Source organism: Pseudomonas sp. NMI542_15 (assembly GCF_021283425.1).
Classification (GTDB): Bacteria; Pseudomonadota; Gammaproteobacteria; order Pseudomonadales; family Pseudomonadaceae; genus Aquipseudomonas; species Aquipseudomonas fortuita.
In genome coordinates this window covers 80,856-93,802 of record NZ_JAJSRO010000011.1, presented here as the reverse complement: position 1 = coordinate 93,802, position 12,947 = coordinate 80,856, and the positions used below count along the sequence as shown (strand labels likewise).

Here is a 12,947-nt window from a genome sequence, read left to right as displayed (position 1 = left end):
GGGTTACTCCTTGCTGGGGACTTTGAATACGTGACGCATGTAGGCGACGAAGTTTTCGTCACGGCACTGGGTCTTGGCTGATTCATCCGAGATCTTGGCCACTGGCGCGCCGTTGCAGTCGGTCATTTTAAGCACGATGCTCATTGGGGCCACACCCGGTATGTCGCATGTCAGGTTGGTGCCAATGCCAAAGCTGACGTTGATGCGACCGCGCAGGGCACGGAAAATCTCCAGCGAGCGGGTCAGGTTGAGGCCGTCGGAAAACACCAGGGTCTTGGTCATCGGGTCGATCCCCAGTTTCTGGTAATGGGCTATGGCCTTTTCTGCCCAGGCGATTGGCTCGCCCGAATCGTGGCGCAGGCCATCGAACAGCTTGGCGAAGTACAGGTCGAAATCGCCGAGGAAGGCATCCATGGTGATGCAGTCGGTCAGGGCGATGCCAAGCAGGCCGCGGTACTCGCGTACCCAGCAGTCCAGTGCGGCGATCTGGCTGTCGATCAGCCGTGGGCCGAGCTGCTGGTGGGCCATGAACCATTCATGGGCCATGGTGCCCAGCGGCTTGACATCCAGTTTCCATGCCAGGTCGACGTTGCTGGTGCCGACGAAGCGGGCGGGGAAGTCATCGCGCAGCACGCGAACCACTTCTTCCTGCACGCGGCTGGAAAAGCGCCGACGGGTGCCGAAGTCGGCGACCTGCAGTTCGGCCAGTTCGTCATCACTGGCATGCGCACGCAGCCAGTCGAACTTGCGGTACAGCTGGTCGCGCGCTTCGGCCAGGCGCATATGCGGGTGCAGATGGCGGTTGCGCACTTCGCTGATGATGGCCAGCAGCGGCACTTCGAACAGGATCACATGCAGCCATGGGCCTTTCAGGCGCAGGAACAGCTGGTCGTTTTCAACGCCGACGCGCACGTAACGCAGGTTGAAGCGGAACAGGCGCAGAAAACGCAGGAAGTCGGGCTTGAGGAAACTGATGCGTTCAAGAAAGGCCAGTTGGCCATCATCCAGGGTGAGGTCGCTGAGCAGTTCGAGCTGGTTGCGGATCTCGCCCAGGTAAGGGCGCAGGTCCTCGCCGTTGCGGCAGCGGAATTCCCATTCGACGTCGGCGTCCGGGTAATTGTGCAGCACGCCCTGCATCATGGTGAGTTTGTAGAAGTCGGTGTCGAGCAGGTTGTGCACGATGCGCTCGGCGAATGCGCTTTCGCTCATCAAGGGGGCTCCGGAAGCGGCGAATGGCCGACATTGTGCCAGCCTTTTGGGCCTTGATGTGTCTGGGCTGGCCTCTTCGCGGGTGAACCGGCTCCCAAAGGGCTGCGTATCTGCCAAAACAGAGGTGTTTTTCCGTGCACCGGCTAGCCTTGAAACGGTGCCGCCTGTAGCAGTCGCGCACCAGCGGTGTGCACTTCGGTGACGTCCGCTGTTACAGGGCGGTTGCACGTAAACACTTGCCAGGGTTGCAATGATGGCACATGGCGGTTGCTCCTTGTCTGTACGTGTGGTGGCGCCTGCCGCGCAGCAGACGGTTGCACGCTCAATAAAGAAAAGGCCGTCGGTCGCCTGCAGTGCACCTGCGCAGTGTGTTTTCCCGGAAGACAAAACCGATGGCACGGCCCTTGCTCTGAGCACAGGGTTGAGAAGTTGTAGTGCCAACCAAAAAAAACTCTAGGAGCACCACCTCATGTCGCAGACGTTTTACAAGAAAGGTTTCCTGGCACTGGCCGTAGCTACGGCCCTGGGTGTTTCTTCGTATGTTCAGGCCGACGTCAAGATCGGTGTAGCGGGCCCGATGACCGGGGCTAACGCAGCGTTTGGCGAGCAGTACATGAAAGGTGCGCAGGCAGCGGCCGACAAGATCAACGCAGCCGGTGGCGTCAACGGCGAGAAAATCGTCCTGGTCAAAGGCGATGACGCCTGCGAACCTAAGCAGGCCGTGGCTGTGGCCAACCGCCTGGCCGATCAGGACAAGGTGATCGGCGTAGTGGGCCACTTCTGTTCTTCCAACACCATTCCGGCGTCTGAGGTGTATGACGAAGCGGGCATCATCGCCATTACCCCGGGCTCGACCAACCCACAGGTGACCGAACGCGGCCTCAGCGCCATGTTCCGCATGTGCGGCCGGGACGACCAGCAGGGCATTGTCGCCGGCGACTACATCGTCGATGTGCTCAAGGGCAAGAAAGTCGCGGTGCTGCACGACAAGGACACTTACGGCCAGGGCCTGGCCGACGCGACCAAGGCGCAGCTGGAGAAACGCGGCGTGAAGCCTGTGCTGTACGAAGGCCTGACCCGTGGCGAAAAAGACTTCAGCGCCGTGGTTACCAAGATCCGCTCCACCGGTGCCGATGTGGTCTACTTCGGCGGCCTGCACCCAGAGGCTGGCCCGCTGGTACGCCAGTTGCGCGAGCAGGGCCTGAAGGACGTCAAGTTCATGTCCGATGATGGCATCGTCACCGACGAACTGGTGTCCACCGCTGGCGGCGCGCAATACGTCGATGGCGTGTACATGACCTTTGGCGCCGACCCGCGCCTGCTGCCAGACAGCAAAGCGGTGGTGGAGGAGTTCCGCAAGGCCGGTACCGAACCTGAAGGCTACACCCTCTACGCCTACGCCTCGCTGGAAGCCTTGGCCGCTGCGTTCAACGGCGCCAAGTCGAACAAGGGCGAAGACGCGGCCAAGTGGCTGAAAGCCAACTCCGTCAAGACCGTCATGGGCGAGAAGAAGTGGGACAGAAAGGGTGACCTGACCGTGTCCGACTACGTGGTCTACCAATGGGACAAAGACGGTAAATACCACCAGCTGGAAAAACAAAAATAATAACGGCCCATGGCCCGGGCTGATGCTCGGGCCCAAGCCCCGCGGTACCTGTCTTTATTCGTAGATCTGCACAGTTCTGCGCTGCGAGGGCCCCGCACCGGTGGCCCGCGCCGTGGTCGGCGCTCGTGCAATCTCAATCAGGTGAGATTGCGTTATGGATGGTATTTTCCTGCAGCAACTGGTCAACGGCCTGACCCTCGGGTCGGTCTATGGCCTGATCGCCATCGGCTACACAATGGTCTATGGCATCATCGGCATGATCAACTTCGCGCACGGCGAGGTGTATATGATTTCCGCGTACCTCGCGGCAATCAGCCTGGCATTGCTGGCCTATTTCGGCGTCGAGTCGTTCCCGCTACTGATGTTGGGCACGCTCTTGTTCACCGTCGTCGTCACGGGCGTTTATGGGTTCACCATCGAACGCATCGCCTACAAGCCCCTGCGTAACTCCACCCGCCTGGCGCCGTTGATCAGTGCCATCGGCATCTCGCTGATCCTGCAGAACTACGCGCAGATCAGCCAGGGTGCCCGCCAGCAAGGCGTGCCGACCTTGCTTGAAGGGGCCTTGCGTGTCGAAGTTGGCACCGGCTTCGTGCAACTGACCTACACCAAGATATTCATCCTGATCGCTGCCTTCGTGGGCATGGGCCTGCTCACTTACGTGATCAAGTACACCAAGCTCGGCCGCATGTGCCGTGCCACCCAGCAAGACCGCAAGATGGCTTCGATCCTGGGCATCAACACCGACCGGGTGATTTCCTACGTGTTTGTCATCGGTGCAGTCATGGCCGCTCTGGCGGGCGTGCTGATCACCATGAACTACGGCACCTTCGACTTCTACGCTGGCTTCATCATCGGCATCAAGGCGTTCACCGCCGCAGTGCTCGGTGGTATCGGCTCGCTGCCTGGCGCCATGCTCGGCGGCATCATCCTGGGGATTTCCGAGTCGCTGTTCTCTGGCCTGATCAACTCCGACTACAAGGACGTGTTCAGCTTCTCGCTGCTGGTGATGATCCTTATCTTCCGCCCACAAGGCCTGCTGGGTCGCCCGCTCGTGGCTAAGGTGTGAACATGTCCGTTGCCAAAACTGCCTCTGTTAGCGAAACCAAAGGTTTCGACCTTAAACGCAGCCTGCTGGAGACCCTTGTCGCCGGCCTGCTGGCTCTCATTGTGTTTGGCCCGGTCGTGGGCGTAGTGCTCGACGGCTACACCTTCAATGCCGAACCGCGCCGCGTAGCCTGGCTGGTTGGCGGGGTGATGGTGGGGCGCTTCCTGCTCAGCCTGTTCCTGCAGAGCGCCGCTGGCGTGCGCATGCTCCAGGGCTTCGACAGCGGTGGCTCGGGCGTGCATGTGAACGCGCCGGACTACAAGTCGCGCCTGCGCTACATCATCCCGGCGCTGGTGGTGATTGCCATCGTCTTCCCGATCTTTGCCAACAAGTACCTGCTGACCGTGGTCATCCTCGGCCTGATCTACGTGTTGCTGGGGCTTGGCCTGAACATCGTGGTCGGCCTTGCCGGCCTGCTCGACCTGGGCTACGTGGCGTTCTATGCCATTGGCGCCTACGGCCTTGCTTTGGGTTACCAGTACCTCGGCCTTGGCTTCTGGAGCGTGCTGCCCTTGGCGGCCATCGCCGCAGCGCTGGCGGGGTGCATACTTGGCTTCCCGGTGCTACGAATGCACGGTGACTACCTGGCAATCGTGACCCTGGGTTTTGGCGAGATCATCCGTCTGGTGCTGAACAACTGGTTGTCGTTCACCGGTGGCCCCAACGGCATGCCGGCGCCTTCGCCAACCTTCTTCGGCCTGGAATTCGGCCGCCGGGCCAAGGATGGCGGGGTGCCGATCCACGAGTTCTTCGGCTTCGATTACAACGCCAACCTCAAGTTCGTGTTCATCTACGCGGTGCTGTTCCTGGTGGTGCTGGCCGTGCTGTACATCAAGCACCGCCTGACCCGCATGCCGGTAGGCCGGGCGTGGGAAGCGCTGCGCGAAGACGAGATCGCCTGCCGTTCGATGGGCCTGAACCACGTACTGGTCAAGCTTTCGGCGTTTACCCTGGGGGCGTCCACTGCGGGCCTGGCCGGTGTGTTTTTTGCCACCTACCAGGGCTTCGTCAACCCGTCGTCTTTCACGTTCTTCGAGTCGGCGCTGATCCTCGCCATTGTGGTACTGGGTGGCATGGGCTCGACCGTGGGCGTGGTGATTGCGGCGTTCGTGCTGACTGTGGCGCCCGAACTGCTGCGCAGCTTCTCCGAATACCGGGTGCTGCTGTTCGGGGTGCTGATGGTGCTGATGATGATCTGGCGACCGCGTGGGCTGATCCGCATCAGCCGTACCGGTGTGACCCCGCGTAAAGGAGTGGCGCCATGAGCGACGATATCATTCTCTCGGTCGACAACCTGATGATGCAGTTCGGTGGCATCAAGGCGCTGAGTGATGTCAGCCTGAAGGTACGGCGCAACCAGATCTTCGCCCTGATCGGCCCCAACGGCGCCGGCAAGACCACGGTGTTCAACTGCCTGACAGGCTTCTACAAGGCCAGTGGCGGGCGCATCGAGCTGAACGTGCGCGGCAGCCACACCAACGTCATCCAGTTGCTTGGCGAGCGCTTCCAGGCGGCGGACTTCGTGTCGCCGGCGCGCTTTGCCAACCGCCTGTACTACAAGATGTTCGGCGGTACCCACCTGGTCAACCGCGCAGGCCTGGCGCGCACCTTCCAGAACATTCGCCTGTTCAAGGAAATGTCGGTGGTGGAGAACCTGCTGGTGGCCCAGCACATGTGGGTCAACCGCAACCTGCTGGCCGGGGTGCTCAACACCAAGGCCTACCGCAAAGCCGAGAGCGATGCGCTGGACCACGCGTTTTACTGGCTGGAAGTGGTCGACCTGGTCGATTGTGCCAACCGCCTGGCCGGCGAGCTGTCGTACGGCCAGCAGCGCCGCCTGGAAATTGCCCGGGCCATGTGCACGCGGCCAAAGATCATCTGCCTGGACGAACCGGCGGCCGGCCTGAACCCGCAGGAAACCGAAGCCCTCAGCCGCATGATTCGAGTGCTGCGTGACGAGCATGACATCACTGTGGTGCTGATCGAGCACGACATGGGCATGGTCATGAGCATTTCCGACCATATCGTGGTGCTGGACCACGGCAACGTGATTGCCGAAGGCGCACCGCAGGAAATCCGCCACAACCCGACGGTGATCGCCGCCTACCTGGGTGCAGATGAAGAGGAACTGGTATGAGTGCACCCATTCTCGAACTGAAGGACCTGGACGTGTTCTACGGGCCGATCCAGGCGCTGAAAAAGGTTTCGATGCACATCAACGAGGGGGAGACGGTGAGCCTGATCGGTGCCAACGGTGCTGGCAAGTCGACCCTGCTGATGTCGATCTTCGGGCAGCCGCGGGCAGCGTCCGGGCATATCGTCTATCGCGGCACCGACATTACCCGCAAATCGTCGCACTACATTGCTTCCAACGGCATTGCACAGTCGCCGGAAGGGCGCCGGGTGTTCCCCGACATGACCGTCGAGGAGAACCTGATGATGGGTACCATCCCCATCGGTGACAAGCATGCTGATGAAGACATGCAGCGCATGTACGAGCTGTTCCCGCGGTTGAAGGAGCGGCGTAACCAGCGAGCCATGACCATGTCCGGGGGGGAGCAGCAGATGCTGGCGATTGCCCGGGCGCTGATGAGCCGACCGAAGTTGCTGTTGCTGGATGAGCCTTCGTTGGGGCTGGCACCGATCGTGGTCAAGCAGATCTTCTCGACCCTGCGTGAGCTGGCAAAGACCGGGATGACCATTTTTTTGGTGGAGCAGAACGCCAACCATGCGCTGAAGCTCTCCGACCGGGCCTATGTGATGGTCAACGGGGAGATCCGCATGACCGGGACCGGGCAGGAGCTGCTGGTCAACGAGGAAGTGCGCAACGCCTATCTGGGCGGGCACTGAGTTACATTCGGGGCTGCAAAGCAGTCCCATCTCCAATGTGGACAACTTACCCCGCGATACTCTCGATCCACGCTAATAGTCTCTCGCAACCCCTTGTTTCCACAGGCTTGATCTTGTCCACGGATAATGTGGAACCGCCTGTGGAAAACATGGTGGCATCTCGCGCCAGCCCTTTGATATCAGGCCCTGCATCGATGCGATCATTTTTTGATCACATCCTTCCTGTGGATGATTTTTCAAGGTTTTTCACAGATCCGAAAGCACCTCGAAACCAGCATCAAGGCTGTGGATAATTCTGTGGGAAAACTTTGGACAGACTGCTGCAGGCAGCATGTTTGAAAGCTTTGCACCATCACCAAAAAACTATCCACCGACCCTGCATCGCTGAAAGGGTTCCGCACAGTAGACAAGTTGCCCCCAATCCGTGGGGAAAGCCTTGTGGATAACATGCGCATAGCTGGCGCCGAGCCTTCTGCCGCAAGGGTTTGCCGGATATGAACAAAAAATGTACAGCGCCCCGAACGGCTTGCTGCCAGCGCGCGGCGCGGGCATGCTGCAAAGCTGCCGATGACAACCTACCGTGAGGAACAGAGCATGACGTCCACCGTATTCATCACTGGCGCCACTTCCGGTTTCGGCGAGGCCACCGCCCGCCGTTTTGCCGACGCTGGCTGGAAGCTGGTGCTCACCGGCCGCCGCAAGGAGCGCCTGGACGCCCTGTGCGCTGAGCTGTCGGCCAAGACCGAGGTGCACGGCCTGGTGCTTGACGTGCGTGATCGCAAGGCCATGGAGCAGGCGATCGCCGGCTTGCCGACCGGGTTCGAGAAGCTTCGCGGCCTGGTCAACAACGCCGGCCTGGCACTGGGGGTGGATGCGGCGCAGAACTGCAGCCTGGACGACTGGGAGACCATGGTCGACACCAACATCAAGGGCCTGATGTACACCACCCGCCTGCTGTTGCCACGGCTGATCGCCCACGGTCGTGGCGCGTCGATTCTCAACGTAGGTTCTGTGGCGGGCAACTACCCGTACCCGGGCAGCAACGTGTATGGCGGCACCAAGGCTTTCGTCGGCCAGTTCTCGCTGAGCCTGCGCTGCGACTTGCGCGGGACCGGCGTGCGCGTGAGCAACATTGAGCCGGGGCTGTGCGAGAGCGAGTTTTCGCTGGTGCGCTTCGGCGGCGACCAGGCCAAGTACGACGCCACTTACGCGGGTGCCGAGCCGATCCAGCCGCAGGACATTGCCGAGACCATCTTCTGGATCCTCAACCAGCCGGCGCATATCAACATCAACAGCCTGGAGCTGATGCCGGTGAGCCAGGATTGGGCAGGGTTCTCCATCGACCGTTCGGTCAAGGGCTGAAAATAGTCACCGGGGCCGCTGTGCGGCCCATTCGCGGGGCAAGCCCGCTCCCACAAGGTAATTCACTAGCCTAAGGACGGTGCAGTACCTGTGGGAGCGGGCTTGCCCCGCGAATGCGTCAGCTCAGGCGCTGCAACCCTTCCAGGCAGGTCGCCAAATGATAGGGCGTAGTAGAAGGCATATCATGCCGGCTGACGTTGCCCGCACCATCCCGGCACTCATACCAGCCCGCTTCCCGCAAGAACTGCGCTTCCAGCAGCTGCAACTGCTCCCGCAACTTCGCCTCGCCGCCAGCACGCAGCACCAGCGCTCGCAGGTACTCCGCCTGTGCCCAAACCCGTTGTGTGGCATCCAGCACCTGGCCATCCACATCCAGCATCGCCAGCACTGCCCCGTTCTTCACCCCAAACTGCTCGGCAAAGCCGAACGCCCGGTCAATGGACGCATGCAGCGGCGTGTCACGCAGCAGCGGTGAGGTGTGCAGCAGGTAGAACCACTCGAACTGGTGCCCCGGCTCGAACCAGTTATCCACAGCCCCGCGTGGCTTTTCCAGCATCAGGCCATGGGCTGGTTCAATGAAGTGAACCTGCAGCGCTTCACACAACTGCAGCAGCGACTGCTGGGTATGGCTATCGTCACGCACTGCCAACACCTGCAGGAACGCCTCGGCCAGGTGCATCTGCGGGTTCTGCAGCGGGCCGCTGGCGAGGTCTGCCCAGTCTTCGCCCAGGCTGGCTTCGTACAGGCCGTCGTCACGGGCGAACTGCTGGTCGATGATGTCCAGCGCGGCATTCAAGGTGGACTCCACCAGGCTTTCGCGCACCTTGCCCCAATAGTGCGCGCAGGCAAAGACGATGAACGCGTGGGTGTACAGGTCCTTGCGGCGGTCCAGCGGTTTGCCTTGGGCGTCGATGCTGTAGAACCAGCCACCGTGCTCGGCGTCGTGGAAGTGCTTTTGCAGCGAGCGGAACAACGCTGCTGCGCGCTCGGCCGCGCCCGGTTGCCCGATACGGCTGCTGAACAGGTACAGCTGGCGTGCGCAGGCCATTGCCCGATAGCGCTGCACAGGCAAGGGCTGGTGGTGGGCGTCCAGGGCCTCGTAGGGCAGGGCCATGTCGGCATTCCAGCCCGGGCCTTGCCACAACGGCACGATGCATTCGGCGAAGTGCTGGTTGAAGCGGGCCAGTTCAGGCAGGGTGGGGCGGGGGTCAGACATTTCGGCGCTCGTCGCTGTCGGGCAGGGCGCAATGGTAGCAGAACTACGGTTGTGGGTTGCCCAGCCCTTGCCAGTGCCGGGCGCCAACAAAGATGAAGCGCAATTGCTGAGTGATCTTTTCCTGCGCCGTCAGTGCTTGTGGATAACTTGAGTCGGGGCTGTCGATAAGCTCGGGCAGGGTAGCGAACACGGTCTTCACCACCAGGTCGGCCATTACCGCCAACGCGGCGCTGTCCAGGTGCTGCCAGCGCTTCATGCGCGCCAGGTCGGTGGCAAGGTCGTCGCTTATGTCCTGGCGCAGCCGGGCAATGGCCTGGCGGACGGCTTGTGAGCCCCCGTACTGTTCGCGGGCCAGAAACAGGAACTGCGCGCGGTGAGCGGCGACCACGTCGAGGAAGATGCGCACCGAAGCATCGGTGATGCCGCCCAGCTCGAATTCGTTCTGGCGCACCAGGCGGATGGTCTGGCGGAAGGTGGTATCGATTTCGGCCACAAGCGCCAGGCCCAGGGCGTCCATGTCGGAAAAATGCCGGTAGAAGCCGGTCGGCACGATGCCTGCGGTCTTCGCCACTTCGCGCAGGCTGACACTGCCGAAACCACGGCCACTCTCCATGAGCAGGCAGGCGGCATCGAGCAGGGCCTGGCGGGTCTGTAGCTTCTGTTCGGCGCGCGGCAGCATGATGCGGGCTTCTGTGACGGTAAGGCTGGGCACTCTAGATAAAAAAACAAAGCCCGGTCAATGGACCGGGCCTGGAGGGGAGCAAGCGATGTGACAGAGGTTGTTCTTTTCGGCCATGGTGATCAGCTCACACGGCTGAGTTCAACCAGGCGATCCGAGCCACCTTCAGCAACGCGGCCACTGCGTTCGATCAGGCGATCAGAACCACCTTCAGCTACACGGCCAGAGCGTTCGATCAGGCGATCAGAACCACCTTCGGCTACGCGGCCAGAGCGTTCGATCAGGCGATCAGAACCACCTTCAGCTACACGGCCAGCGCGTTCGATCAGGCGGTCAGAACCCCCTTCGGCAACGGTTTTCAGCGGCTGGGCGATTTCGGCAGCGCTGGAGCGGGATTCGGCGGTCAGGTGCTGTTCGTCGGCTGGCAGGGCGAAAGCGTTGGCAGCCAGGATGGACAGGGTCAGGGTCAGCAGGTGGCGTTTCATGATTTCGGTGCTCCTCTCGGGGGCTGGAAAGTGGGTACGGAGCCAATGCTACGCTCGGTAACGCCAGAGAGAAGTTCATACGGGTAATGGTAACAATCGACCGCATTGATAGAGGTCGGCAACCGCTCTGGAAAGCGCTTTACAGGTCTGCGCAGGATGACGTGAAGGTCCTGATGCCGGGTAGCGGGCAGCGCCTGACGCGACGTATTGCTGAGCAAAAGGCCAGGAAAACTTCGCTATGATGCCGCTCTCGATAAAACCCCACGGGTTTTCCACAGTCCGACATATTGACTGCCATCGCTGCACCCGTTTTGTGCCATACCGCAAGGAGAATCACGCAATGACGCGTCCCGCCAGAATCCTCCTCTGGGCCCTCGCTACCCTCCTTACCCTGCTGGCGATTCTGGTGGTGGTGATTGCCACCTTCGACTGGAACCGCGTAAAGCCCCTGCTCAACGAAAAGGTGTCCGAGGCCCTGCACCGGCCCTTCGCTATCAACGGCAACCTTGCCGTTCACTGGCGCACCGAGCCTGAAGAGGGTGGCTGGCGTGCCTGGGTGCCATGGCCGCATTTCATTGCCGAGGACCTGACCCTGGGCAACCCAGAGTGGCTCAAGGAGCCGAAGATGGTCGGCCTGGAGCGCGTGGAGTTCCGCCTGGCGCCGCTGCCGCTGGTGTTCCAGCAGATCAGCATCCCGCGCATCGACCTGACCAAACCCACTGCCAGCCTTACCCGTCTGGCCGATGGCCGTGCCAACTGGACGTTCGACTTCGGCCCCAAGGATGAAAACGCCGAACCTTCCAAATGGCAGCTGGATATTGGTGCGATCGGTTTCGACCAGGGCAATGTCAGCTTCGACGATCAAACCCTGAAAACCAGCATGAAGGTGCAGATTGACCCGCTGGGCAAGCCGATCCCGTTCAGCGAGATTGTCGGCAAGGCCAGCGCCGAGAAGGCGGGTGGTGCACAGGACTACGCCTTCGGGCTCAAGGCACAAGGCCGCTACAAGGATCAGCCGGTGTCCGGCACCGGCAAGATCGGCGGCCTGCTGGCGCTGCAGGACGCCCGCCAGCCGTTTCCGCTGCAAGCCGACGTGCGCATCGCCGACACCCATGTGGTGCTCGCCGGCACCCTGACCGACCCGCGCAACCTCGGCGCCCTGGACCTGCGCTTGCGCCTGTCCGGTGCCAGCCTGGGCAACCTCTACCCATTGACCGGGGTGACCCTGCCGGACACCCCGGCCTACTCGACCGACGGCCGCCTCAGCGCCAACCTGCATGCGCCACAAGGCGCGACGTTCAACTACCAGGGCTTCAATGGCAAGATCGGTGACAGCGACATCCACGGTGACCTGGCCTTCGTCGCCAGCCAGCCACGGCCCAAGCTGTCCGGCAACCTGGTGTCCAACCAGTTGCTGTTCAAGGACCTGGCGCCGCTGATCGGCGCCGATTCCAACGCCGAGCAGAAGGCCCGTGGTGGTGCCAGCAAGCAGCCAACGGGCAAGGTGCTGCCGGTGGAAGAGTTCCGCACCGAGCGCTGGCGCGCGATGGACGCCGACGTCACCTTTGCCGGCAAGCGCATCGTGCACAGCACGCAACTGCCGTTCAATGACCTTTCGGCCCACGTGATTCTCGAAGACGGTCTGTTGCGCCTGGAGCCCCTGCGTTTCGGCGTGGCCGGCGGCAACCTGGCCTCCAGAATTCGCCTGGACGGTCGCAGCGTGCCTTTGCAGGGCCGCGCCCAACTGACTGCCAGGGGCTTCAAGCTCAAGCAACTGTTCCCGACTTTCGCGCCGATGCAGACCAGCTTTGGTGAGTTGAACGGCGATGCCGACATCAGCGGCCGTGGTAATTCAGTGGCGGCGCTATTGGGTACGGCCAATGGCGACCTGCGCATGCTCGTCAACGATGGCGCGATCAGCCGCAGCCTGATGGAGATTGCCGGCTTGAACGTGGGCAACTATGTCATCGGCAAGCTGTTCGGTGATGAGGATGTGAAGATCAATTGCGCGGCGGCGGATGTGGGTATCAAGGAGGGGTTGGCAACGACCCGTCTGTTCATCTTCGATACCGAGAACGCGATCATCTACATCAACGGTACGGCCAACTTCAGCAGTGAGCAGCTGGACTTGAAAATCACCCCCGAATCGAAAGGCCTGCGGCTGTTCTCGCTGCGTTCGCCACTGTATGTGCGTGGGCCGTTTGCCAAGCCGAGTGCTGGGGTGCAGGCAGTTCCGCTGGCACTGCGTGGTGCGGGGATGGTGGCGCTGGGTGTGGTGGCCGGGCCGGCGGCGGGGTTGCTGGCGCTGATTGCGCCCAGCAGCGGGGATGACCCCAACCAGTGCACGCCACTGTTGCAGCAGATGAAGGCGGGCAAGGCGCCGGCAGTGGTGAAAGGTCGGAAATAGCAGGGGGCCGCTCTGCGGCCCATCG

The 12,947-nt window shown here is 61.7% G+C and carries 11 protein-coding genes; 7 read left to right on the top strand and 4 right to left on the bottom strand.

The features are described 5' to 3' along the window. Positions 1 to 3 precede the first annotated feature (3 nt). On the bottom strand, positions 4 to 1,209 hold the full coding sequence (gene pncB, locus LU684_RS17165) for a nicotinate phosphoribosyltransferase (protein WP_016489424.1): 1,206 nt from the start codon (positions 1,207 to 1,209) through the stop codon (positions 4 to 6). Between the two features lie 469 nt (positions 1,210 to 1,678). On the opposite strand from pncB, the gene LU684_RS17160 reads away from it, so the two are divergent. From LU684_RS17160 to LU684_RS17135, 6 genes are all read left to right on the top strand, one after another. Continuing rightward, complete coding sequence (locus tag LU684_RS17160) at positions 1,679 to 2,815, top strand: branched-chain amino acid ABC transporter substrate-binding protein (RefSeq protein WP_016489423.1); 1,137 nt, start codon at positions 1,679 to 1,681, stop codon at positions 2,813 to 2,815. Between the two features lie 154 nt (positions 2,816 to 2,969). Continuing rightward, entirely contained in the window at positions 2,970 to 3,884 is a 915-nt protein-coding gene (locus LU684_RS17155) for an ABC transporter permease subunit (protein ID WP_016489422.1), read from the top strand. Positions 3,885 to 3,886: 2 nt separating this feature from the next. After that, positions 3,887 to 5,188, top strand: a complete 1,302-nt coding sequence (gene livM, locus LU684_RS17150; protein WP_016489421.1) for a high-affinity branched-chain amino acid ABC transporter permease LivM — start codon at positions 3,887 to 3,889, stop codon at positions 5,186 to 5,188. Next, entirely contained in the window at positions 5,185 to 6,060 is an 876-nt protein-coding gene (locus tag LU684_RS17145) for an ATP-binding cassette domain-containing protein (RefSeq protein WP_016489420.1), read from the top strand. Before livM ends, LU684_RS17145 begins: the two co-directional genes overlap by 4 nt. Beyond that, a complete protein-coding gene (locus LU684_RS17140; RefSeq protein ID WP_016489419.1) occupies positions 6,057 to 6,773 on the top strand; it encodes an ABC transporter ATP-binding protein in 717 nt (238 codons plus the stop codon). Before LU684_RS17145 ends, LU684_RS17140 begins: the two co-directional genes overlap by 4 nt. A gap of 594 nt (positions 6,774 to 7,367) precedes the next feature. Then, positions 7,368 to 8,135: an SDR family oxidoreductase gene (locus LU684_RS17135; protein ID WP_016489418.1), complete on the top strand. Its 768-nt coding sequence runs from the start codon at positions 7,368 to 7,370 to the stop codon at positions 8,133 to 8,135. Positions 8,136 to 8,253: 118 nt separating this feature from the next. Here LU684_RS17135 and LU684_RS17130 read toward each other — a convergent pair whose 3' ends face one another. The 3 genes from LU684_RS17130 to LU684_RS17120 form a co-directional block, all read right to left on the bottom strand. Further along, entirely contained in the window at positions 8,254 to 9,351 is a 1,098-nt protein-coding gene (locus LU684_RS17130) for an AGE family epimerase/isomerase (protein WP_060516800.1), read from the bottom strand. 43 nt (positions 9,352 to 9,394) lie between these two features. Beyond that, positions 9,395 to 10,030: a TetR family transcriptional regulator gene (locus LU684_RS17125; RefSeq protein ID WP_023046917.1), complete on the bottom strand. Its 636-nt coding sequence runs from the start codon at positions 10,028 to 10,030 to the stop codon at positions 9,395 to 9,397. 122 nt (positions 10,031 to 10,152) lie between these two features. Then, positions 10,153 to 10,515 carry a hypothetical protein gene (locus tag LU684_RS17120; protein ID WP_016489415.1) on the bottom strand — a complete coding sequence of 121 codons (363 nt, stop codon included), beginning with the start codon at positions 10,513 to 10,515 and terminating at the stop codon, positions 10,153 to 10,155. Positions 10,516 to 10,855: 340 nt separating this feature from the next. Here LU684_RS17120 and LU684_RS17115 point away from each other — a divergent pair, with 340 nt between their 5' ends. Next, positions 10,856 to 12,922 carry an AsmA family protein gene (locus LU684_RS17115; protein WP_191087035.1) on the top strand — a complete coding sequence of 689 codons (2,067 nt, stop codon included), beginning with the start codon at positions 10,856 to 10,858 and terminating at the stop codon, positions 12,920 to 12,922. The last annotated feature ends 25 nt before the right edge of the window (positions 12,923 to 12,947 follow it).

Excerpts from the sequence above, each read along its gene's own strand:
- livM (WP_016489421.1), top strand. The coding sequence starts at position 3,887 with ATGTCCGTTGCCAAAACTGCCTCTGTTAGCGAAACCAAAGGTTTCGAC.
- LU684_RS17130 (WP_060516800.1), bottom strand. The coding sequence starts at position 9,351 with ATGTCTGACCCCCGCCCCACCCTGCCTGAACTGGCCCGCTTCAACCAG.
- LU684_RS17155 (WP_016489422.1), top strand. The coding sequence starts at position 2,970 with ATGGATGGTATTTTCCTGCAGCAACTGGTCAACGGCCTGACCCTCGGG.
- LU684_RS17145 (WP_016489420.1), top strand. The coding sequence starts at position 5,185 with ATGAGCGACGATATCATTCTCTCGGTCGACAACCTGATGATGCAGTTC.
- LU684_RS17120 (WP_016489415.1), bottom strand. The coding sequence starts at position 10,515 with ATGAAACGCCACCTGCTGACCCTGACCCTGTCCATCCTGGCTGCCAAC.
- LU684_RS17125 (WP_023046917.1), bottom strand. The coding sequence starts at position 10,030 with ATGCTGCCGCGCGCCGAACAGAAGCTACAGACCCGCCAGGCCCTGCTC.
- LU684_RS17135 (WP_016489418.1), top strand. The coding sequence starts at position 7,368 with ATGACGTCCACCGTATTCATCACTGGCGCCACTTCCGGTTTCGGCGAG.
- LU684_RS17115 (WP_191087035.1), top strand. The coding sequence starts at position 10,856 with ATGACGCGTCCCGCCAGAATCCTCCTCTGGGCCCTCGCTACCCTCCTT.
- LU684_RS17140 (WP_016489419.1), top strand. The coding sequence starts at position 6,057 with ATGAGTGCACCCATTCTCGAACTGAAGGACCTGGACGTGTTCTACGGG.
- LU684_RS17160 (WP_016489423.1), top strand. The coding sequence starts at position 1,679 with ATGTCGCAGACGTTTTACAAGAAAGGTTTCCTGGCACTGGCCGTAGCT.
- pncB (WP_016489424.1), bottom strand. The coding sequence starts at position 1,209 with ATGAGCGAAAGCGCATTCGCCGAGCGCATCGTGCACAACCTGCTCGAC.